A 21,954-nucleotide genomic window follows, 5' to 3' on the forward strand; every position below is an offset into this window, starting at 1 on the left:
AAACAATTGATAAAGTTATATTTTTTTTAAAATAAATAATAAAAGCCAAGAGGACTACGACTCTTGGCTAATTATCTATTGAAGATATTTTGAATATTGTTGTTGATTATTAATTGCTTGGAAAGGTTAAATGATTGTACAGAGATTTGTTTACAAGCGGTGGCGTTAATGTCTTGTAATAGTGCTATTACTAAGCAAATTTTGCAACATATGTACAGAAATTTGTGAATCATGTGCATAGCATTGTTGAAAATTTCAATATGCATATTGCCAAGAATATGCAAAAATTTGTTGCAAATGTGCGGAAATGTATAGAAAGTTGGCTCAATAATTGATTAAAGTCCTTCTTTTTGAGGAGGGTTTTTTATCAATTATTAAGTTTTCTGTACAATCAGTAAAATAATACCGAATTATTTTGGTGATAGTTCACTTTCTACTAACCACTTATGATTTTTAACCATTTCTCCTGTAGTAGAAATATAATCTACCATATACACAGTTGTATCATAAGCACCTATGATTGTAGCTTCAGCTCCTTTCATGTTAGGCATATGTTCAGCATTTATAATAGCTTTACTTCCTATTGGGAAAGCGGGATTTTCAGCTACCTTTAAACCTTCTAGAATTTCTCCTGAACTTGAATTATTCATTTTCATATTGTCCATCATCAATATATTTTGTAACCAAGTTGCATGTCGTTGTTCATCATGTGAGGAATGTATAAAGTGCATTTGAACATAATGAGTTGTTGCTTTTGATGCAATATCCTGATAATAAGCAGAAGCCTCTAATTCATTTTGAATCGCTTTTTGGACACCTTCTTTAAAATCTCTTGGTATTTCCCCAAACGTAATTTGTGGTTCTTGTCCACCCATCATCCTTAAAATCATTGTGAACCAATGATAATGCTTTATTTCATCGTGCTGTATTCTTAAAATAATCTGTCTGAACTGTTCATTGGGAGTTAATTGAATTAATCTTTGATAAAAATTATAAGCATGAACTTCTAAATTAATTGCTCTTGAAACGTCTTCTATTAGATGAGTGTCACTAGTTAAATTCATTCCCATCGGACCGCTACCATCTTGCATATTAGATTGCCTCCATTCCTCTTTCTAAGCTAGTATACGGTTAGCTAGTCAATATGTTTGTTTTTTAGCCTAACACTTTTAAAAAGCATTCATATATAATGAGGGCTGAGAAGGCTATTCTCTTGAAAAAGCATATGAGACAGTCGAGGAATGAGAAAGTACAGGGTATTCTAAAATCTTCAACAATGCAAAAAACCTAAAAAATTTAATAGATATATGGGGAAATTTTCTTTAACAGTAATCATTGCTACTTTGACAAAATTTCTTGTTTTTTTGGATATACATAAAACTAATTTTTAATGAAAGACGTTTCTAAAACAATTGCATATGATAATATGATGAATCTGTGAAGGGAATGAATTAAATGTATTATCAATCTAACGGGTATCCACACCAAATCCCTTATTATGGAAATATATCAATCCATCATTATATGGAATACCCGAATTACTGGACATACCCTTATGGTCATGCTTCTAATGAAATAATGTTAAAAGATTATGGAGCTAACCCATTTGTTATTAATATTAACGAGGCGTCAAAGCAAAACAATACGTATCGTACAGCTTTATGGACAGGAAAGCATTTACAGCTAACATTAATGAGTCTAAATCCCGGAGAAGATATTGGATTAGAAATGCATCCTAATGTGGATCAATTCTTGCGTATAGAGCAGGGTCAAGGGGTAACTCAAATGGGCAAGAGTAAAGATAATTTAACCTTTAAAAGAAATGTCCATGATGATTTTGCTATTTTTATCCCTGCTGGAACATGGCATAATTTAACAAATATAGGTAGTGTTCCACTAAAACTTTATTCTATCTATGCTCCGCCTAACCATCCGTTTGGAACCGTTCACCCTACTAAAGCTGTAGCAATGGCTAGTGAAAAGGATAAAAATAATAGTAATGGAAATACAGTTATTTCTGGCAAGACTCCAGATGAATGGGTGCGGTACACGGAATTCTTGGTAAATGAAGGATTAGAGGATGTTCAAAGAGGAGTAAATCCAACACACATTCTTCAGGAATTTATTCTTATGGGAGTTCTAGTAGGTAAAGGATATTCTCCAGTAGAGGCATATGAGACAGTGGAAGAATGGGAACGGACAGGGGAATCTAAACTTCTACAACAAAGCAAAAATATGTAGAAAAACTTTAAAGATAATGGATACAGGTAAAAGACTTTAAGGTACTTTTGCAATACAGAGACAAAAGTACCTAAACTCTTCTATTTAGGGTTTTAAAACCACTTTAATGCAACCTTCTTGCTTTGTATCGAATATTTCATATGCATGTTTTGCTTTTTCAAGAGGGAGAACATGTGTAATGATATCACCGACATTCACTTTTCCTTCAGCCATTAAGTTATAGACATGAGGCATGATATGAACAACTGGGGCTTGTCCAGTACGAATCGCTACATTGCGTTGGAATATATCTCCGAGTGGGAAGGCGTTGTATCGACCGCCGTATACACCGGTAATTTGGATTGTTCCTCCTTTACGTACAGCTTGACTGGCCGTGACAAGGGCTCCCATAGCACCACCTTGAAGTTTTATCCCACTTGCAAGAAATTCTAGAGGCGTCATTTTTCCGCTCATCCCTACGCAATCAATGACAACGTCTGCACCGCCCTTGGTAATCTCTTTCAAGTATTCACCACAATTTTCATGGTCTTCAAAATTAACGATTTCGACGTTATTTGTCTTCTTTGCATGTTTCAGACGATACCCGATGTAGTCAACTGCAATTACTCTTTCTGCTCCTTTCAACCAAGCAAATTTTTGTGCTAGCAGTCCAACAGGTCCGCAGCCAAGAATAATAACAGTATCTCCTTTCTTCACACCAGCATTATCTACACTCCAAAAAGCAGTAGAGGCGGCATCGGCAAGGAGAACAAGACTTTCATCAGGTACTTCTGATTTCTCTGGAATTTTGAAAGGGATAAAATTGGCATAGGGCACCCGCATAAACTCTGCCTGTCCTCCTGGAAAACCGCCTGTTGTGTCTGAATAACCAAAGTAGGCACCCATTTCGCCATTATCGTTTGCATTATCACATTGACTTTCCAGATCATGATTGCAGTACCAGCATTCCCCGCATGCAATATTAAAAGGAATGACAATCCGGTCACCCTTTTTAACCTTCGTCACATCTTTTCCAACTTCTTCTACAATACCCATTGGTTCATGACCAATGACATAATCTTGTCCAAGATTCGGAATCATACCATGAATCAAATGCAAGTCTGATCCGCAAATGGCAGTTGTGGTTAAACGAACAATAATATCATCGGCTTTTTTTATTTTAGGGTCTTGTACTTCTTTAACCTCAACATTTTTTACACCTTGAAAAGTGACAGCTTTCATTAAAAAAATCCCTCATTTTCGTTTATTTTTTCGGTGGGGTAGGGAACATTCCTTTTCGATTCATATCTTTAGGGAATAAATCCAACTGGGCAATATTAATCGCATTTTCTGCAGATTTAATATCCAGTTCCTTTTGACCTGCAAGATCATAAGGCTTCAACCATTCTTTTTTTACCATCAGTTCAGAAATTTCGAAATATAAATCGACCATGACATCCAGCTGAGTTCTCAAGATTTTCTGAAGAGCAGGAGAAGCTGTTTCTGTTAAGGCAATTGAAAGATTCCGAATACCCGTTTTGGTTGTAAGTAAAAACTCAAGAGCAAGCCCCGAATCAGTTAGTTCAGGCATCCCAACTGAATTTATAGGATCTAAATAGTCTTGCATACAATTGTCCTCCTAATATTCCAATTCCGATTTTGAGTAGAGCTTAACCATAGCAGTGAGTGCCGGGGTAGATAATTTTACATTTTTGTCCAATAACGCTCTTAAATCATCATCAAAGACCACACCTTGACTCAGCTTCGATTTAAGTAAACTAGTTGTCATAAAGTTAATGACTTCATGAAATTCCATGGTTTCATGAAGTGCTAATTTTTTCTCAAACACGTAATTCGCACCTCCATAATTTTCTTTAAAAAGTCTTCCCTTTAGCAAGTTATTTATACAAATTCTCATTGGATTAAAAAACTATATTGATAGCTAAAATCTGATTTAAAATTGAATTTCTTCCATTATTTTCACTCAACCCATTTATTACATTACTTATGTGCTTGAAACCTTATGAAAATTAGTTTTAGGCATTTTTCTCTTTGTCTAAAGAAAATGCGGAATAGCATATAATAGGTAGACAGATTAAAAAATAAAATCTGTTTATTTAAGGGGTATTTTTTATGGGGCAAAGCAAACATTCACTCGAGTTGAAACTACATATCCTTCAATTGTTCGAAGAAGGTCACTATTCTATAAATGAATTGTGTGAAAGATTTTCATTAGATCATCAAACTTTTCATAGATGGAAAATGAAATTTGAGGCAGGTGGACGTGAAAGATTACAAGAAGCGACTTCATGTAAATTCTATTCAAAAGAGTTAAAGTTAGCGGCTGTGGAGGACTACATTCAACGGAATTATTCACAAATGGAAGTGTTAACTAAATGTGGTATTGGTATCCAAAAAAACAATCTGCTGATGATTTGTTAATAGCATTGGAGCAACCTGACAAAAAAACTATTACTACTGAAAAGAAATAGTATTTTAACCTCTTAAGTATCCTTCTTTCCATAATAAGTCGTTAATTTCCATTTAAAGTTTCATTTGTGATTATTTGAATTAAACTGCTTCGTTAGTTCAATAAAGAAAAAAGAGCTGCATATTGTAGAGTTATAAAAAAGATTGATTATTTAAAACAAAGTTCGATTATTTAAAATAAAGATGGATCATTAATAAAATTTGATAAAAAGTAACCTCTTCGGGTATGATATCCGCAAGAGGTTACCGTTAAAAGATAGATTAATTATTATAAACAATGGGCATTTTTCTTATTAACGTGCCTTGTCCAATAGTGGAATATATAAATTTTGCTACATTCTCTCTAGAGACAGACAGTTTAGCCGATTGATATCCAATCGAATAACCATAAAGTTGCCCATTGTGTTTTATATTAGGATTAATAATTCTTACAACAGTCCAATCTAAGTTGGATTGCTTAATAATCCTTTCCATCTTCTTCATTTCAGCATAACCGTTTGGTAAGAAGAGTTTTGCCAATATTCTTGGCAAAACTGTCGATAAGTTTTTCTTATCATCTTTCGATTGTAAGGCCGGTGTTGCTAGAGTAATAAATCTCCTTTTGTTGAACTTCTTCATTGCTATGATAATCCGGTCATGTCCGTCGGCAATTGGCGTACCTTTAAGCTTTCGAGATATATCATTCGGGGGCCCCATTGTGCTAATTACAACATCAGCTTCTGCAACTGCAGTTTCAATGGCTGGTGTGTCCGAGAGTTCCCCTCTTACAAGCCGTAAATTCGAATGATTTATCTTGATCTTCTTAGTATTTCTAACATAAGCAGTAACAAGATCTCCGTTGTCTAATGCAATTTCCATTAGGAGATGACCGATTGCCCCACTTGCCCCAAAAATAGTTATGTTCATTCCTTTCCTACCACCTCGAGCGTATTATGTTCCTAAATAAAATGCATCTAATTTCTATACCAAAATTCGTGTCAATTTATTCTTAAAGGCTCTTTTATGACACATGATCATCAGTAACTAATTCTTCAACTCGATCTCTTTTGGTATACATGTCATACCAAATGTCAGCGATTTTGTCTTGTACTCCTGAATTTGGCTGCATCCAGATACCAATCGAAACATGCCCAGCATAAATACCCTTGTCCCTTAATTCATTGCTCAAATTTAATATATAATTTCGAAGGCCAGAAACAGCAATTCCGACATTACCCATCATTGGTACTGGATTCATTGCGGCAGCACCCGTCGTAAATAACAAAGCACCTTCTTGTTTATCCAACATATCTGGAAGGACTTCTCGAATACTTGATATTGCACCCATAACATTGAATTGAAATTGGTAAAATGCATTTTCTTCCGTTACTTCCAAAGCATTTGCTACTGTATCGATACTCGGAGTAGGGCTATATTCAAGCACATCAATAAATCCGTAATTTTCTTTGATCTTTGCAAATGCTAAACCAATTTCTGCTTTATTTAATATATCTGCTTGATATGCTACTGCTTCAACTCCTATAACTTCTAATTCATTAACCAGTTGGTTTAACTTTTCTTCATTTCGGGCAATAAGCGCCACACGAAATCCATTTTGTCCGAATTTTTTAGCAATAGACATTCCTAATCCAGGTCCTGCACCAACAATTACAATATTTTTCATAGTTTTATTCCTCCATAGTTCCAAATTTTTCAAAAAATTTTTATCATTATTGAATACTACCTTATGTGATCGCCTTTTGATCTTTAGCAAAATAAAAATGATTTTATTCTTAACTTTATTTTGAACATGTTCCATCTGAACAATAATTATCAAGTGATGGCTCTAATTGCTCTTCAGCTTTATTATTCGCGTAATCTTCTTTCCAAACCTGTTGTAATGTTTCTAAAAATACTTGGTTAGATTGCGCACCTGAGATGGCATATTTGTTATCCACCACGAAAAGGGGAACGCCTTGAACCCCAATTTTTATTCCTTCGGCTTTATCAGCTGCAATTTTCTCGCTATATTTATCATTTGCTAAAACATTCAAAGTTTCGTTGGCATTAAGACCTAACTCATTTGCAAGTTGGGCAAGTGTTGATGGGTCACCGATATCTAGTGAATCCGTGAAGTGAGCCTTCATAATTCGATCCATATATTCCTCCATCTTCCCATTCTCTTTTGCATAATACGAAAGTCGAAGTGCATCATATGAATTCGTAGGAATCATTGTATCTAATTGATAATCTAACCCCACCTTTTTCGCATGCTGTTTCAACTTATTATTCCTTTCTTTTGCTTTTTCATATGGGATACCATGCTTGGAAGATGAAACTTGATGGATATCCATACCTGTGTTTTTTTTCGCATATGGATCTAATTGAAAACTACGAAATACTACTTCTACTTTTTCTTTATGTTCAAACTGTTCTAACCCTATTTCAAAGTTATGTTTGCCCATATAACAAAACGGGCATACAAAATCTGACCAAATCTCTACTTTCATCTTTTGAACCTCCTTATTTTTAAAGTTTTCTCGCCTAAATTGATTAATGTATTATTTATTCCGTCTGCGATTTAAACAAAACACAACCATTTTGGGTTTGAAAAACAACACTTGTAATTTAGGCAACACTGGTTGTTTAAGTTATGATATTATGAAATAGAAGTATTAACAACCATCAAAATGGCTAATAAGTTGTTTACACAACACTTCTGTAATATTGTCGTTTTTAAACATCATTATGTAGCCCAATAAGGAGAAGAAAAACGATATGGAAAAAAATGATCCGAGAATACTTCGCACAAGACAATTGATAGTAGACGCATTTATTTCATTAACTAGCGAAAAAGACTTCAACCAAATAACGGTACGCGATATCGCTGAAAAAGCTACTATTAACCGCGCTACATTTTATGCGCACTTTGAAGATAAATTTGAGTTGTTACATTCTACAATCACCAATACTTTTACAGACAAATTAAAAAAAAGAATTAATAATCACAGTGGATTCAATGAGGAAGTCCTTGCAAACATTTTCCTAGCTATGTGTGATCACCATAAAGAGTTAAGCGACTTATGCCATAAAGGTTATAATTCTTTAGGAACAATTATAGAAAGTAAAATTAAAGAAGAGTTACAGAAGCTAATAGCTGATCTTGTGTTAAAAGAAACTAAAAATACCTTTTTAATTGGAGATAAACAATTTGTAGCAACCCTATCTACTATACTAAGTTGGGGGATCTACGGAGCAACATACACGTGGAATAATAATGGAAGACCTATTTCAGCAGAAGAGCTAGTGACTAAATCCCTTCCAATATTCACAAATGGAATAAGTGAGTATTTCTATTAATGAAACTCAGTTATTATTTAAGTACCCAATTGTATAACAGCATAGGCAGAAAGTAATTTTATTTAAAATATAACTGATGTTGAGGGACAGTATACAGATGCGATGATAAAAGCAGTTGTAAAAGAGGGTTATAAAGTAGTGATGTGGTCTTGGCACCACATTAGATTGGAAAAACCCATGTGTAAATAAAATTGTTGATACTGTATTAAAAGGAGTACAGGGAGGGAACATTGTTCTTTTTTTATGATGGTGGAGGATATCGCGAGCAAACTGTAAAAGCTTTAGAGTACTATCAGAACTAGAAAAAGAAGGATTGATAAGATACAGAAAACAAATAAAGCCGAGTGTGCCAACACGCATCGGCTTTTGTGAAATGTGTAGCTATTAATTAGTGTTAAAAGATTAACAAAAAAGTAGCTCTTTCTGAATTCTGAGGTGCGAAAACCAATGGGACTGTAAGCGTAATAGTTAATTATTCAACTGATAATTTTTGATATAAAAAGTGGCACATAAGAGGGCTGGTTTTTAATGATCAGCTAAGTAAAAGGCTTGATATTTACCAATCGGGCAAGATTGTTGAGCAAAACAGGTAGAAAATATCAAACTTTTTTATAACAACCTAACTTAAAACTGCTAAAGAAAAATCCCTTTTGATTAATCTTTTTTCAAAAGGGATTCTTCTTACTTTAACGTAAAATAAGGGGTTTCAGAGTATTTTTGCTCAAACTTTATTTCAAAGCAACACCAGTTCCGCATTCCAAACTTCTACTGAAAACCTCCACTGATTGTTCTTCTAATTCTTTCATTACATGGCCGTAAATTTCATAAATCATTGCTGGTGTATTCTCTAAGCGCTGAGCAATACCTTTTAAGTTCTGGTCGCTGTTAATAAAATTGTTGCATGGGTATGACGTAAATCATGAAAAGTAATTTTTGGTTCACCATCATAGTTTAATATACTAGCTTTTAAAATCGTATCTCAATACATTTTATGAATGGTAGCACCATGCAATAGGTTATTTGATTTATTAATAAATACAAAAAACCTTATTTGCTTAACTTCACCGAAATTATAAAATTTTAGATTAGCAAATTTTTCGAAAAATTGAGTTAATACCAAAATTGAAAATTGCTTACACGCTGCCAAAAATTATTAATATTATATTATCCCCAACATAGTCCCAAAACGAGCCCCAACTGTGCATTATTTTGCGTTACTATGCAATGTAAAGAAAAAATGAAAAACCCCAAAAGCTGCATATAACAGGCTTTTAGGGCTTTGTAGGGTACATATTACAAAATATAAAAATTAGTCCGTGAAACATAAAGATGATAAGTAACCTAACATTAATAAAAGACCAATACCCATTGCGATGCTCATGCTTTGTACCTCCTTTAAAAAAACGACACATTATTCATAAATATTGTACAATGAATTATAGAAATATGAAACCTTTTAATGGCGAGAACGTATATAATAATAGGAGAATTACCAATTTGTACATAAAGAGTAGGTGACAATAAATGAAAACGTGGGTTAAGAAAAGTATAGTCATCATGGTTGCGTTTTTAACATTTGGTTTAATAACGCCTACACATGAGATTTGGGAAGCATTTGATCAAAATCCTTCGAACCGTGCATCCATCGGCCCCTCATCAGGGACAAGCACTGCTTTAGCTGCTGAGCATGATGATAGCAGTGACGAGCAGCTACAGATACAAGAGGAAGCAATTGATTATAATGCCTTACTCGTAGATGCAGCTAGAGAACAATCGTACATAAAATTTGGCACAAAAATTGGTCCAAAAATTAGCAATGAATTCGACAGCATCATCTTCCCGAAAATGGAGGAAGCCATTGCAATGACAGTGGCTAATCTTGATGATCAAACTGCTGCATCTTTAACTATCTCTGAAAGGCCAAGCGGTAATTACGGTGAGAAAATTTTCAATGTCATCAACAATGAAACTGGCACAGATTTAATTCGCTTCCATGTGCGCACAGAAAAAAGACCGCAGGAAGGCTACTACTACAACTTCCATTACCACAGTGTCGAGGACAACTTCATGGCACACAACAACCTTGGCGATATCTATTGGGAAAAAAACACACCACCAAAGTGGTTGTCATAGAATACCCGAAACACTCGTATTGAATACGGGTGTTTTTTTATTGTAAAACGTTGATATATAAGTGTTTGTTGTAGTTCATTAAGTTGTTGATTTTTAACAAAATAGAGAGAGGGGAGGTAGGAAAAAGCATGTACCCCAAATTCTTCATTTTTTGATTTCCTTAGATTTATCAAATGAATTATAGTGATAGCTGATATCAATAGCTACATTGAGCACTCTCAATTGAGGGTGCTTAATGAATTAGAACAAGTGACAGCAACGCATTTTTCCAAGATTAATATTATTTCTACTAATTAGTTATTTTGTTTTAGATTATGTATACTTCCGGAATTTATTATGATAAAATCTTCCTGTTATGAAATAGTATAAAAGGATTAGGTGTATTATGAAAACATTACTAGCGAAAATATTAAGTCTAATAAGTCTGATGGCAATCTTTTTTATTCTTCATTCACCATTGTCATTCGCATCAGACTTTAGTGAACCACTACCAGAAGTTATTACATATGAACCTGGTGAAATCGTAGAAGAACTTGTGATTAAGACTAATACGATCATCAATGCTGATTCTAGTGTAATAATAAAGAAATTACTTATTGTGGACGGTGCTGAAACTGTTGAAATTAATGTAGAAGTTCAAACTTTAGAAGTAATTGCACAAAATAAAGTCGTATTAGTTGGCGAAGGTAATATTACTGATGTTGTAATCTCATCTAAGGATGTAGCTGTTAATACGACAGGGAACATAAAAAGATTAATCATTAATAATCAAGATGCAAGAATAGTTGTAAAAGAAGGTACGAAAATTTCAAAATTAGAAATTCCAACTGGAACAAAAAGAACAGATCTAATTACTAACTATGCCCATGCTGCACATCGATTCGAGGATGACGGAAATGGTGATGGCAATTATCGTGATAATGATGATCAGGTTGTAACATTACCAACAACGGACAATCAACCACCAGTGGATGATAAACCCCCGGTTGAAGTTAATCCTATACCAGGTGCCGACACGCCACCGCCTACCATTCCACCAGTGACTCCGCCATCAGGTGATAATAACACGCCACCACCAACAATTAATACGGGAGTAACTATAACTATTGGAACAATTACACAGGGGAGTATTGAAGGTACAAAAGCTTCAGGAACTATAGGAGGTATTACTTATACTGCAAAAGATACTGGAACAGCTGGAAATAATATTACTATTTCTCATGGTAATAATGGAATTAGTAACCCCTTACAGGTTAACGTATATGAATGGTCGCCAAACAGTGTGTCAATAGGTTTAGAGACAAATTCAAATCGCATTGGTCCTGGACCAACTCAGTATGAAATTGTCTCAACAAACAACGAAGTTAAACAAGCTGTTGAAGGTGATGCAAATGCATCAAGTATTGTCGATGTAACAGTTTCTGGTAACGGTAATGACGTTGCATCAAATGGCTATTTAACATTATCAGGGGGCACTAATGGAATAACTGAAAAATTAGAGATGACAATTACTCATGGTGCTGATGTAAATGGAACTATTACAGTTAATGTAAATAGTAACTCATATAATGTAAACGTATCAGCAGGAGATAGTACAGATAATGTAGCATCAAAGATAGCAATAGAATTAAATGGCCAGGTGGCGAATTATATTGTAACTTCTTTGGAAAGTTATGTAATATTCGCTTCAACAATTGCAGGTAACGTAGAAGATATTTCAGTAATATTTGGAAGCAATAATTAATCTAATTTTATTTTGACCTCACCAACTTAGGTGGGGTTTCTTTATGTCGTTAGTAATGCCACGTGCTGGACGTGGCTATTTTGATGGGCAGAGGTGCGGGCGGTGAACGAAAAAATGAATGACTTTCAACAAGCTGTATCTATTACAGATCATGAAAGACGAATTGTTGAACTTGAAAATAATATGAAAAATATCAAATCCATTGTCTATGACACAAGCAACAGTGTTAAGCAAATTTAAAAATCTGTTGAAAAGATGGAGAAAAATAGTGACAAAATTAAATGCTACTCCTTAGCTGTAGCAATAAGTGGATTTGTGGGGATTGTGTTTATAGCATTGCAAAATTCTATCTTTGGAGGATAAATAGATGAAAATCAAGTACGTTTAAAAAACAAATCATTTTTAGTATCTCTTTTCGCATTTTTGTTATTACTTGTTCAACAAGTAGCAATAGCATTTGGATACAGTTTACCTGAAGCAGTTAGCGAACAAGCCACTGCTATTTTTAATAGCATTTTAAGTTTTTGATTTTACTTGGGCTTGTTGTTGATCCTACAACACGTGATGTCAGCGACAGCTGTTTCAGTAATAGAAACGGGTCATAGGATAGACTAATGTAGATGAATATTTCAGTGATGTACAAATAGCAACTGCTGGCAATGATGTCGTGCTTCGCTATGCCAAGTACTAAAGACTCAACTAGAAAAATTTTTGATCCATCATATAAGAGAAGATTTAATGTTTCTGAGAAATTAAATCGTTTGAAGAAATAAATAATTCTAAAGAGCCGTTTCTCTATAAAAAGGACGGCTTTCATGGAGTATGTGAAACAATATCCATAAGTTAACGGGTGCTTTCCTTCAATATGAACAGGACTTGTGTTTATGATTGATTATCCTATATGCAAGTCCCTTTGTTATGCTTTCACAGCCTCTCCTGTAATCCACATAGGGCTTTATAGCACCATTTAGACAACCATATAAAAGAAGAGGCTGGGACAGAACTCGATTATTTTGAAAAATAGCGAAAATGGATATTAATTTTTCTGCCTCACTGAGTTAAATACTCCTTCCTAAATCAAAAAAATACTAGACCAAATGTATCTTGGTCTAGTATTTTTTCTTTTTGTCCCCGCCTCTTTCACTTATATAGCAATTTATTTATTGAATATTTGCTCATAACGGTGGAAGAATGCCACTGCGTGCGCTCTTGTGAGAGAATCATTTGGTTTAAACTCTGCATCCGTTTTAGTAGTTGTTAAGTCGAATTCACGTAGAAACTGGATGGCTTCTGGCTGAGATACTGTTTTTCCATAATGCATAGATGCTAGGATACGAGCAAAATTACCACGTGTGATATCTTTGACTGCATATACCTGTTTAGATGCTGAATTACCACCAAGCGTTGGTAGAGCATACTTACTCGCTAGTTGATAGTTTACATCTGCACTCCATGAAGAACTAGGTTTTGTTGAAGCTAATTCATCTGACTTAAAGTAACGGAAAAGTACAGATAACATCTGATTTTCTGTTAAATTTGTGTTTGGTTTCAGTAAGTTTTCGTATTTCTTTGTGGCAGGGTTGTATACGTTTTGATAACCGCTGATAAGACCTTTGTTGACTGCCCATTGAAAATCCTCTGCCCAGTACTGGTCTGCCTTGTAATCAGCGAACTTTGATATATTTATACTACCTACTGGAGTTGTAGGTGTTGGCGTTGAAGCTGAGTAGTTTAAATAACTTGATGCTACATAACCCTCTGTCCCATCATTTCTTTTCACAGGATACCAAACAAAATGGTTTTTCTTCGTTGATACTGCTTCATATTCAAAAGGGCCCGTAATGGTAACAATTTCGCCTTTACGTAAAGTACCCATAGAAGGACTATCCGTAGTAGGTCTTGTTCTAACTGTTACATTAGTTGTTGCACTAACTTTTTGATTTGTTTTAAAAAAGTACTTTGATTTTGTTAATGGTAAATCAAAATCATAGTTCATCGCTGAAAATTTAATATTTTCCCTGCTGTTAGAGTCATATTGAAAATGTTCGCGTTTAAAAGGCAGCTCTGTTAAGTCTATTAATTCTAATTTCTCAATAATTTGGAGAATTCTTTCTTGATAGGCATTTGCATTTCTTTTACCAGTCGCTTGGACAAAAGGACTATTTACTGGCTTAGTACCGTTATAAGCCATGATAGCGAAGTACCAATGTTCTAATACATCTTTTTCCCCTCCGTTGATGCTAGGCAAATCCTTCCGCTTAAACATATCATCCAGAGTCTCAACACCAGCTCGAATATTATAGACAATATCGCTTTTTAGTCTATCTTGATTGTAGCCAGCTTGATTTGTAATTTGCATAATGCCAATTCCATTATCAGCTGTCACAATCGCTTTACCATTCATATCGAAATGACGCCAATTTCCACTTTCACCTTCCGCTATTGCCTTCACAATTTCAGGAGGAACATTATAACTCAGTGCTGTTTCGGTTAACAAACAGTTCATTGTTGAATAATCAGGGTTGACCTTAGATGCCGAATCATACTTACATGTATTTGCAATATCATTAGCTAATACATTTTTATCTATATTTATAGTTAGAGAGAGGGCACCAATGACAATACCACTAATCAAAGGTTTCAATATCTTTTTCATCTCTGGTTATTACACTTCCTTTCATATTTTCAAAGTTAAAAGATTCAGATATATGTTATCACAAACCCAATATTTGGGATAGGGGTAATATTCAATAACAGGGCTGAATGATAAATGATAGCCCTAACATATATTGATTCAGTGAAAGGGTTGTAAATAGTGATACTATTTTAGTGTAACAAAATCTGTTTCATTTGGAGTAAGTGTATCATATGGCTTTGTATCAGTAAGTGCAGCCCAATCTGCTTCTGCTGGTTATCATATTCATGCAGATTATAGTAGATGGAATCGTCAGCTGTTTTTGGTGTAGATAGGGTAATATGAAAATACTAAAAAATAAAAAGATTCAAAAGAAATGTGGTTAATACCATCATCTTTTTTGATGGAGGAACAAATATGATAAAAAGACCAAATTTATTATTTTTAGTTACTTTTCTTCTGTTAACAGGGTGCAATGAACGAAATCAAGACAATATTTCTTTCCCTGTATTTAATTGGAATGGTCATAATTATATTGTTACTAATGAACCTATCCCAAATGATGAAATAGAAGAAAAAATCGGAGAAATAAAAGAACAAACAACAGATTTACCTACAAAACACGAAGAGGGTTACAGACTAAATATCGGAACAAATATATTTAAAATAAGGGAAGTGGAAATTACGAATGATATTGATAGCAATATGGCGATAGAGATAGAAGGTGAATATAGAGTAGCGAGAATAATTGTTGACATAAAATAATAGTATTTAGCTTATGCCATTTGATGCACATTTTTGTTTTGTTCAAGTGAAAGTAATGATATAAACTGTGTAGCTACTACTCCAACCACTCTTCAACTCTGCGTACTTTTTAAACCTCAGCTTATAACATTGCGGTAATAATAACGAAATTCTAACGAAATATGAGACTTGGAGAAAAAGTTACACACCTAAAATATTTAATTAAATTAAAAGATTCACATACACCAAAAAAAACTCAAACCATTTTTGTTTGAGTTTTTTTTATGTACAGTAATAATTCAAGCTGGGTTATTTATTTAATATGCATTGGTATTTCAGCTAGTAACATTTCTGCATCTTCAGGACTTAAAATTAATGTACCCCCTATAAATGTAAATTCTCCCTTGAGATATTTCCTGTAGAGTTTACGACGAAGTAATTAATTCAGAGAGTCGCATCTAACAAGGTATGGTTTTTTAATATTTAAAGAAAAAGACTTTTTTTAAGGAGTTTGTGTGAAAACGCAATACTGAGAGGGGGAGGTAACGGAAAGCATGTACCCCGAAATTTTGAGATGATGGGGAATATCACGGATTACTTAGTATTGAAGGTATTCAAGATGAACCTACTCAACAGGAAATAATTATTGAACAGGGAAACTACCCCATAATTCCTTCTGTTAGTATTTTTAAAAGCAAGATAATGAAGAAATCAGTCGTTTGATGGAGGAATGTAGGATCGAATTTGTCTTTTCTTGCGCTTACCCGGGAAATTTTTTTATTTCCTAAAGTTACATTTTGTTAAAGGGAGATAGGGGGGACTGACAGATGAAAGTACGACTCAAATTGATATCAAACTACTATAAGAAAAATAGCTACCTGTTAAGGCAGCCATTTATTATTCCGCAACATTGCCCATAGCAATAGAAATTCGATTCCAACTGTTAATTTGATTAATCAAGATAACCAAATCGACATAAGCCTTTTCATCAAAATGCTTGCGAACACGTTTATATAATTCATCAGGAACGCGTTTATCTGGAATAAGCGTAATATGTTCCGTTAATTCTAATGCTACTTTTTCAGCATCTGAATAAAAAGTACATTCTCTCCAAGCGCTAATGCAGTATAAACGCTGTTCAGTCTCTCCCATTTTCTTAGCATCAGCAGTGTGCATATTGATGCAATAGGCACAGCCATTAATTTGAGAAGCTCTAATTTTAATTAGCTCACGAAGCTTTCTCTCAATACTACTTTTTTTAGTGTATTTTTCCATTTCCATCATTATCTTCATAGCATCTGGTGCAACTTCATAATAATTCATACGTTGTGTCATTGTGAATCCCTCCATTATTTATTAGCTAATTCAACTGATAATTGATCCGCTAGATAAAGTGCATTTTGTAAGACATCTTCTGTATTCAATAAGGCTGTTCCTTGAACACGAAGAATATTAACATCTTCCATGCCAAGAAAGGCAAACATTGATTTAAGGTATTTGTAAGAATACTCCACTTCGGTATACCAATCGTCATTTGTATAAATTGAACCACTTGCCTGTATGATAATCATCTCCTTCCATCGTTTAATAAGCCCACAGAACCATTTTCCGTATATTTGAATGTTTCACGCGCAATTAGAATGTTATCCATATAATCCTTTAGCTTTGAAGGAATATTAAAATTATGCAAAGGCATCACGATTAGGTATTTATTTGCACTTTTAAATTGAACTAAAATTTCATTCATGCGTTTCAAAACTTCATTTTCTCCGTGTGTCAAAGGATCTCCATTTCGAGAATGTTCCCAGCCACTTAAAACAACTTTATCTATCATCGGAACAACATCTTCATATAGATTAATTTGCTCAATTACTTCATCATTCTGTTTATTTTCTTTGTATGTCCCTAGAAAATGGTCCAATACTTGAAGGCTCAAAGATGTCTTGGATTCCACTTCAGGGTGTGCATTTATCACAAGTAGTTTACGCATAAAAATCCTCCGGTTAAATAAAGTTGTTACTAATCGTCGATTAATTTAATCGTTGATTAACTTTGTCTACAATATACACTTTTCATTTTCGTTTGTCAAACTGATTCATTTATGTATTGCTAAAATGTGTTACTATCATGGTAAGCAAAATGTTTTAAGAGGGTGGAATAATGAAATATAGTGTGATGGTTGAATATGCCCTACACAGTCTTGTTTATTTAATTGATGTACCGAAAAATGAAAGTATAGGAATAAAGGATTTATCAGAATTTCAAGGATTATCGGAGACCTATCTTTCAAAAGTTTTAGGGAAATTGTCCAAGGAAGGCATCGTTAGCTCGGTATCTGGCGTAAAAGGGGGTTATCGACTCAATAGAAAGCCTGAGGATATTACATTTTGGGATGTTGTGCGAGCTGTTGAAGGTGAAGAGCCGATATTTCAGTGTAAGAATATTAAAGCGAATTTTGCTTATCAAAATAAAAAACAAAAGTGTGAATCTTGTTCAAGTCAAACGAACTGTACGATCAATAGTGTCATGCTGGAAGCGGAAGAACACATGCGTAATTATTTAAGAAGCAAAACAATAGCATGGTTAGAAGAAGAATTACTGCGGACTCTACCAAAGGAGCAAATAGAAGAAGCAAAAAATTTTTTAAAAAAACAAATTGATATAACTTCAATCGAATCATTGTAGATGTATGTAAATTCGGTTTACTTGAATCAACATCTAAAGCGAGAATTTTATCTTGAAGGAATCAACTAAAATTTTCCGAGAAACAAAAAACCGGCAAGGATGCCGGCTGCGGATGTTGAATGAAAGCTATTTTGAATTATTTTCGTTTGCAAATTTACCAGAAGCAAATTTTTTGTTAGCTTCAGCTTGTTGAATTTGTTGTCTGATTTGGTTAACATCAGTTTCATTCCCAAATTCAACATTCATTGATTTCATTGCGTTCATAGAACCAGAAGCCTGTTGCTTTTTAGCTTCAGCTTGTTGAATTTGCTGTTTGATTTGGTTAACATCAGTTTCATTCCCAAATTCAACATTCATTGATTTCATTGCGTTCATAGAACCAGAAGCCTGTTGCTTTTTAGCCTCAGCTTGTTGAATTTGCTGTCTGATTTGATTAACATCAGTCTCATTCCCGAATTCAACATTCATTGAATTCATTGCGTTTGGAGCTGCATTAGGAATTTTTGAGTTGAAATTTTGGTTGTTGTTATTATTCGCCATTAAATATCACCTCCTGAAAAGTAGTCTGTGCAGAAGGCTTTTTACTATCCATACATTTTAGAAAAACCTAACCGATTTGGACTGGCACTACAGAATGAGGACTCTTGCATCAAATTTACATAGTTTAAGAAATCTAGTTTTCCTAGTATAATTGTAGTCAGTTCGTTATTGTGTTTAGAGATTGGAGAAATGTATGAAAGATCGTAAACAAATCGTTATCGAATCAACATTACAATTATTTACTGAAAAAGGGTATCAGCATACATCGGTTCAGGATATTTTAGATAAGGCAAATATTTCGAAAGGTACATTTTATAATTATTTTTCATCTAAAAATGAATGTCTGAAAGCCGTATTAGAGCAAAATCGCCAAGAACGAAATGTTTTAAAAGAGGAAATTTTAGTTGGTAAGAAAAAAGATGATGTTGACGTTTTAATTGAACAATTAATCGCCACATTAAAAATTAAAGAAAAATATAATTTAATGCCTTTATTTCGAGAAATCTCCTTTTTGCATGATGAAGAGTTGCAAGAAATTCTTGCGGAACATCGCTTTCATGAAATTACCTGGTTAAAAAACAGATTCTATGATATTTATGGAGAAGAAGGAAAGCACTATTATTATGAGTGTGCGGTCGTCTTTTTTGGCACATTCCAATATTTATCTTTTTATTGGAATTTGGCTACTAATATGACGATAGATCTAAAAAAAGTGGTTACTCGGTCATTGAAATATGTAGAAAGTTTTCTCCCAGAAATGATTAAGAGTGGAGAAATTTTATTAGAACCACAGGAAATGTTTTTGTTAGAAAAGGATTTAGCCTATAAGTCCATCACCAGTGAACAAATACAAGAGAAATTAGAGAAATTTTGTAAAAAAATCTCGACAATCGAACTTCCACAAAAATCACTCGAACTTTCTAGCTTGCTTTTGGATGAAATGAAGAGAGAAACACCCCGCATGAGTGTTTTAGAGATCATGTTACAGCCATTTCGTGCTTCTTTTGCTGAAACAATTTATAAATATGAAGCTGAAGAAATAGCCAATCTTTTCTGGCTCTATATGAAGATGAAAAACAGCAAGGCACAATAAATGATTGAATGACTAGACCAGCTTTTTATCATAAAGTTGGTTTTTTCTTTTGAATTCGTTGGCTAAAATTCTAGGGAGGGTTATTAAGTCTTTATCCCCTAAAAGCACTACCACTTTCATTATGATTTCCGTTTTTTTTATTAATACTGCCACTTTTATGGCGTCCTGATTTTTAATATAGTTTCATTTTGAATAATTAATTGTGAAAAGAGGGTTATGACTGTGAAAAAATTGAAGGATAGGGCAGAAGTATCTTTTGTCACGAATATTTCCCGATACGATTATCTGAAACAGCAAATTCAAGAAGTGGCTGAAAAATTTAGTTTCAATCATCAGCAACTTGCAAAAATATTTGATTTACCAATGAAGGAGCTAGATAGTTTATTGAATAACAAGGGAAGCATTACGACGGAGCAGCTGGATAAGATTGAACGAAAAATAGCTATGTTATGTGCTGGCTTTGAAGGCTTTGATGCAAGGGAAAGAGCCGCATTGCTTTTGAATGATCTCATCAAGGAATACATGTTTTCCACGGATAGTGTCGCGAAAATGATTCATGTAGAGGAAAAGGACTTAATTGATTTTAGACAAGCGTTATCGATGGATAAGAACGTAGAATTGAAAATTTGCGTGAATAGTATCATGCTCCATTTTGTATTACATAACTAACGACAAGACCTGGTATTACAGCATTCCTTGGCATAAAAGCTTCATGACTTCCACGTTTTCATTCATATAGTAATGACGAGAACCACAAACATTAACCTCAAAAAGTATGGGGGTTCCAAAATGAAAAATGGCAATAAAGTGTATATGCTTTTATTTATCGTAGTTTTCTTATTTTTTACAACCGTATATGCTGAAGAAAATAAGGAAGGTATTCTTGTATACCATGTCAAATATGATTATGAAGCTATAAGTAAATTTTTGGGCATGACAGTGCAGGAATACGACCAAGAGTGGGGGAAAAGTCTTTCTATTGCAGAGATGGCGGAGAAAAAAGGAATTGCTAGAAGAGATGTAGAAGGCTATTTTTATCAATTTCATTAAGAAGAAATGCAAAAATGGCGAAAAAAGGGTGTCATGACGGAAAAACACTATTTCCATCTTGTCTACGGATTAGCGGATGAAATAGAGAAATTTATTGATCGTAATCCCAACTGATAACATTTCTCTATACCCTAAAATTGACCTTTTAAATAAAGTTTAAAGGCAGAAATGTTGCTTGCACAACATTTCTGCCTTCGTTCATTTATTTTTGAGTTATACGCTCGAAAAATTCCAGTGTTCTGTTCATATCCGTAACATGTTCATTGCATGTTTGACTATCTGCACAAATGTAATTACTGTGGTTGGTAAACGTGCCTACCACCTGTCCTTTAATGGACGTAGTAAATAAGCCTACATCTGAATGGCGATTACAGATAGCACAAATGCCGCGAACCGTGTTATTAGCAAATATCCCTTTGATCCCTTTTAGCTGCCCATTTTGCTCAAGGACAACATATTTTCGATGTGTGCCAGCATCATCCCAAGCAAGATAACAAATTTGCTGAAAATCGAGTGCTTCTAGATTTGGTAGCTTGAGCTTCTTTTCCTTTTTAAATATGGCTTTAAGCGTACTAGCGGTCACCGGCTTGAACGGGATGACATATGGTTTTAATTGCTCTAAAAATGCATCACCTTGTGCACGATCTGTGACAGCAAAAAGCTGGTCAATCAGCATTGTTTCTGCTTCTGATAATGCTAATTTTGTTGTTACCTCCGTATCAACAAGGCCACGTACTGCTAGGATAACGTTTTTATCCTTTGTTGTTGTCAGTGCATGTAAAATTTTATTTAATTGCTGTTCTAGTAAATGATAGTTGGCAACCGTTAAAAACGGCTGAATTGTTTGTTGTTCCATTTGAAATCTCTCCTGTTTATTAGGCTATTTGATTACTTTTTGGCCTAAAGAGATCATTCAATTTCTGTTAGTTTATAACTTAATATTGACCTCTTTGACCTAAAGAAGTCGTTCTAGAGCATGCATTACAAGTGAATGCGATCATTTAGATCCCTCCTTTAAAGGAAAGGTTGATTTATATGGATTTTATAATAGGTTGAATTAAACAGACAACCAATTTACATTAATTTGTTAAAAATTATAAGTGTCTATAGATATAGTAACATGTGATTGCCCTAATTGCTCTTGAATTGTTTTGAAATTTACTCCCTTTACAATGGGATAAGATGCAAAGGTTCATCAAATTTATTAGACGAAATTATTTGTCTATAATCAATCATTTCCATCTTCATTATATGTAGGATACTATTCATTTTTCTTTTGTT

Annotated in this window: 24 protein-coding genes and 1 pseudogene; 12 read left to right on the forward strand and 13 right to left on the reverse strand. The window is 34.0% G+C overall.

The genetic code is table 11. The annotated features are described in order from the left end of the window. Positions 1–410 precede the first annotated feature (410 nt). Positions 411–1,091 (reverse strand): DUF1541 domain-containing protein, encoded by a 681-nt coding sequence (locus tag NP781_RS08915; protein WP_257522054.1) that lies wholly within the window; start codon positions 1,089–1,091, stop codon positions 411–413. 364 nt (positions 1,092–1,455) lie between these two features. On the opposite strand from NP781_RS08915, the gene NP781_RS08920 reads away from it, so the two are divergent. After that, entirely contained in the window at positions 1,456–2,241 is a 786-nt protein-coding gene (locus NP781_RS08920) for a cupin domain-containing protein (RefSeq protein ID WP_257522055.1), read from the forward strand. Positions 2,242–2,325: 84 nt separating this feature from the next. Here the strand turns inward: NP781_RS08920 and NP781_RS08925 are convergent, their stop codons facing one another. The 3 genes from NP781_RS08925 to NP781_RS08935 are packed head-to-tail and all read right to left on the reverse strand — an operon-like array spanning position 2,326 to position 4,069. After that, the gene (locus NP781_RS08925) at positions 2,326–3,462 is read right to left on the reverse strand and encodes a zinc-dependent alcohol dehydrogenase (protein WP_257522056.1); all 1,137 of its coding nucleotides are present in this window, start codon (positions 3,460–3,462) and stop codon (positions 2,326–2,328) included. Between the two features lie 22 nt (positions 3,463–3,484). Then, positions 3,485–3,847 carry a spore coat protein gene (locus NP781_RS08930; RefSeq protein ID WP_257522057.1) on the reverse strand — a complete coding sequence of 121 codons (363 nt, stop codon included), beginning with the start codon at positions 3,845–3,847 and terminating at the stop codon, positions 3,485–3,487. Positions 3,848–3,859: 12 nt separating this feature from the next. After that, positions 3,860–4,069 carry a hypothetical protein gene (locus tag NP781_RS08935; RefSeq protein ID WP_016993944.1) on the reverse strand — a complete coding sequence of 70 codons (210 nt, stop codon included), beginning with the start codon at positions 4,067–4,069 and terminating at the stop codon, positions 3,860–3,862. Between the two features lie 284 nt (positions 4,070–4,353). Here NP781_RS08935 and NP781_RS08940 point away from each other — a divergent pair, with 284 nt between their 5' ends. Next, complete coding sequence (locus NP781_RS08940; RefSeq protein ID WP_257522058.1) at positions 4,354–4,662, forward strand: helix-turn-helix domain-containing protein; 309 nt, start codon at positions 4,354–4,356, stop codon at positions 4,660–4,662. A 309-nt stretch (positions 4,663–4,971) separates the two neighbouring features. Here NP781_RS08940 and NP781_RS08945 read toward each other — a convergent pair whose 3' ends face one another. The 3 genes from NP781_RS08945 to NP781_RS08955 form a co-directional block, all read right to left on the reverse strand. After that, complete coding sequence (locus NP781_RS08945; RefSeq protein WP_221679840.1) at positions 4,972–5,616, reverse strand: NAD(P)-dependent oxidoreductase; 645 nt, start codon at positions 5,614–5,616, stop codon at positions 4,972–4,974. Positions 5,617–5,710: 94 nt separating this feature from the next. Continuing rightward, entirely contained in the window at positions 5,711–6,373 is a 663-nt protein-coding gene (locus NP781_RS08950; RefSeq protein ID WP_221679838.1) for an SDR family NAD(P)-dependent oxidoreductase, read from the reverse strand. A gap of 115 nt (positions 6,374–6,488) precedes the next feature. Next, positions 6,489–7,199, reverse strand: a complete 711-nt coding sequence (locus NP781_RS08955) for a DsbA family oxidoreductase (protein ID WP_221679836.1) — start codon at positions 7,197–7,199, stop codon at positions 6,489–6,491. A gap of 268 nt (positions 7,200–7,467) precedes the next feature. On the opposite strand from NP781_RS08955, the gene NP781_RS08960 reads away from it, so the two are divergent. The 5 genes from NP781_RS08960 (at position 7,468) to NP781_RS08990 (ending at position 12,454) form a co-directional block, all read left to right on the forward strand. After that, the gene (locus NP781_RS08960) at positions 7,468–8,049 is read left to right on the forward strand and encodes a TetR/AcrR family transcriptional regulator (protein WP_257522059.1); all 582 of its coding nucleotides are present in this window, start codon (positions 7,468–7,470) and stop codon (positions 8,047–8,049) included. Between the two features lie 1,524 nt (positions 8,050–9,573). Further along, complete coding sequence (locus NP781_RS08975; protein WP_036080766.1) at positions 9,574–10,182, forward strand: YpjP family protein; 609 nt, start codon at positions 9,574–9,576, stop codon at positions 10,180–10,182. Between the two features lie 385 nt (positions 10,183–10,567). Then, positions 10,568–11,926 carry a hypothetical protein gene (locus NP781_RS08980; protein ID WP_257522060.1) on the forward strand — a complete coding sequence of 453 codons (1,359 nt, stop codon included), beginning with the start codon at positions 10,568–10,570 and terminating at the stop codon, positions 11,924–11,926. Positions 11,927–12,028: 102 nt separating this feature from the next. Next, positions 12,029–12,166: a hypothetical protein gene (locus NP781_RS08985; RefSeq protein WP_257522061.1), complete on the forward strand. Its 138-nt coding sequence runs from the start codon at positions 12,029–12,031 to the stop codon at positions 12,164–12,166. A gap of 183 nt (positions 12,167–12,349) precedes the next feature. Continuing rightward, positions 12,350–12,454 (forward strand): hypothetical protein, encoded by a 105-nt coding sequence (locus tag NP781_RS08990; protein WP_257522062.1) that lies wholly within the window; start codon positions 12,350–12,352, stop codon positions 12,452–12,454. Between the two features lie 628 nt (positions 12,455–13,082). Here NP781_RS08990 and NP781_RS08995 read toward each other — a convergent pair. Next, the gene (locus NP781_RS08995) at positions 13,083–14,582 is read right to left on the reverse strand and encodes an SH3 domain-containing protein (RefSeq protein WP_257522063.1); all 1,500 of its coding nucleotides are present in this window, start codon (positions 14,580–14,582) and stop codon (positions 13,083–13,085) included. A 396-nt stretch (positions 14,583–14,978) separates the two neighbouring features. Here NP781_RS08995 and NP781_RS09000 point away from each other — a divergent pair, with 396 nt between their 5' ends. Continuing rightward, the gene (locus NP781_RS09000; RefSeq protein WP_257522064.1) at positions 14,979–15,326 is read left to right on the forward strand and encodes a hypothetical protein; all 348 of its coding nucleotides are present in this window, start codon (positions 14,979–14,981) and stop codon (positions 15,324–15,326) included. Between the two features lie 876 nt (positions 15,327–16,202). Here the strand turns inward: NP781_RS09000 and NP781_RS09005 are convergent. Beyond that, positions 16,203–16,640, reverse strand: a complete 438-nt coding sequence (locus NP781_RS09005; RefSeq protein WP_257522065.1) for a carboxymuconolactone decarboxylase family protein — start codon at positions 16,638–16,640, stop codon at positions 16,203–16,205. Positions 16,641–16,654: 14 nt separating this feature from the next. Further along, a pseudogene (locus NP781_RS09010) lies at positions 16,655–17,295 on the reverse strand (FMN-dependent NADH-azoreductase). A 170-nt stretch (positions 17,296–17,465) separates the two neighbouring features. Here NP781_RS09010 and NP781_RS09015 point away from each other — a divergent pair. Next, on the forward strand, positions 17,466–17,990 hold the full coding sequence (locus tag NP781_RS09015) for an RrF2 family transcriptional regulator (protein ID WP_257522066.1): 525 nt from the start codon (positions 17,466–17,468) through the stop codon (positions 17,988–17,990). A 126-nt stretch (positions 17,991–18,116) separates the two neighbouring features. Here the strand turns inward: NP781_RS09015 and NP781_RS09020 are convergent, their stop codons facing one another. Further along, positions 18,117–18,530, reverse strand: a complete 414-nt coding sequence (locus NP781_RS09020) for a gamma-type small acid-soluble spore protein (protein ID WP_257522067.1) — start codon at positions 18,528–18,530, stop codon at positions 18,117–18,119. Between the two features lie 193 nt (positions 18,531–18,723). On the opposite strand from NP781_RS09020, the gene NP781_RS09025 reads away from it, so the two are divergent. Continuing rightward, positions 18,724–19,623, forward strand: a complete 900-nt coding sequence (locus NP781_RS09025) for a TetR/AcrR family transcriptional regulator (RefSeq protein ID WP_221682325.1) — start codon at positions 18,724–18,726, stop codon at positions 19,621–19,623. Positions 19,624–19,635: 12 nt separating this feature from the next. Here NP781_RS09025 and NP781_RS09030 read toward each other — a convergent pair whose 3' ends face one another. Beyond that, on the reverse strand, positions 19,636–19,776 hold the full coding sequence (locus tag NP781_RS09030; RefSeq protein WP_221682324.1) for a hypothetical protein: 141 nt from the start codon (positions 19,774–19,776) through the stop codon (positions 19,636–19,638). 63 nt (positions 19,777–19,839) lie between these two features. Between NP781_RS09030 and NP781_RS09035 the strand changes: the two genes are divergently transcribed. Together NP781_RS09035 and NP781_RS09040 are read left to right on the forward strand one after the other, a co-directional pair. Further along, positions 19,840–20,292, forward strand: a complete 453-nt coding sequence (locus tag NP781_RS09035) for an HTH domain-containing protein (RefSeq protein ID WP_257522068.1) — start codon at positions 19,840–19,842, stop codon at positions 20,290–20,292. Positions 20,293–20,412: 120 nt separating this feature from the next. Further along, on the forward strand, positions 20,413–20,673 hold the full coding sequence (locus NP781_RS09040; protein ID WP_257522070.1) for a hypothetical protein: 261 nt from the start codon (positions 20,413–20,415) through the stop codon (positions 20,671–20,673). A 202-nt stretch (positions 20,674–20,875) separates the two neighbouring features. On the opposite strand, the gene NP781_RS09045 is transcribed toward NP781_RS09040, so the two are convergent. After that, on the reverse strand, positions 20,876–21,529 hold the full coding sequence (locus NP781_RS09045; protein ID WP_221682322.1) for a FusB/FusC family EF-G-binding protein: 654 nt from the start codon (positions 21,527–21,529) through the stop codon (positions 20,876–20,878). Between the last annotated feature and the right edge of the window lie 425 nt (positions 21,530–21,954).

Origin of the sequence: Lysinibacillus sp. FN11, assembly GCF_024628845.1 — a bacterium.
GTDB classification, from domain to species: Bacteria; Bacillota; Bacilli; order Bacillales_A; family Planococcaceae; genus Lysinibacillus; species Lysinibacillus capsici.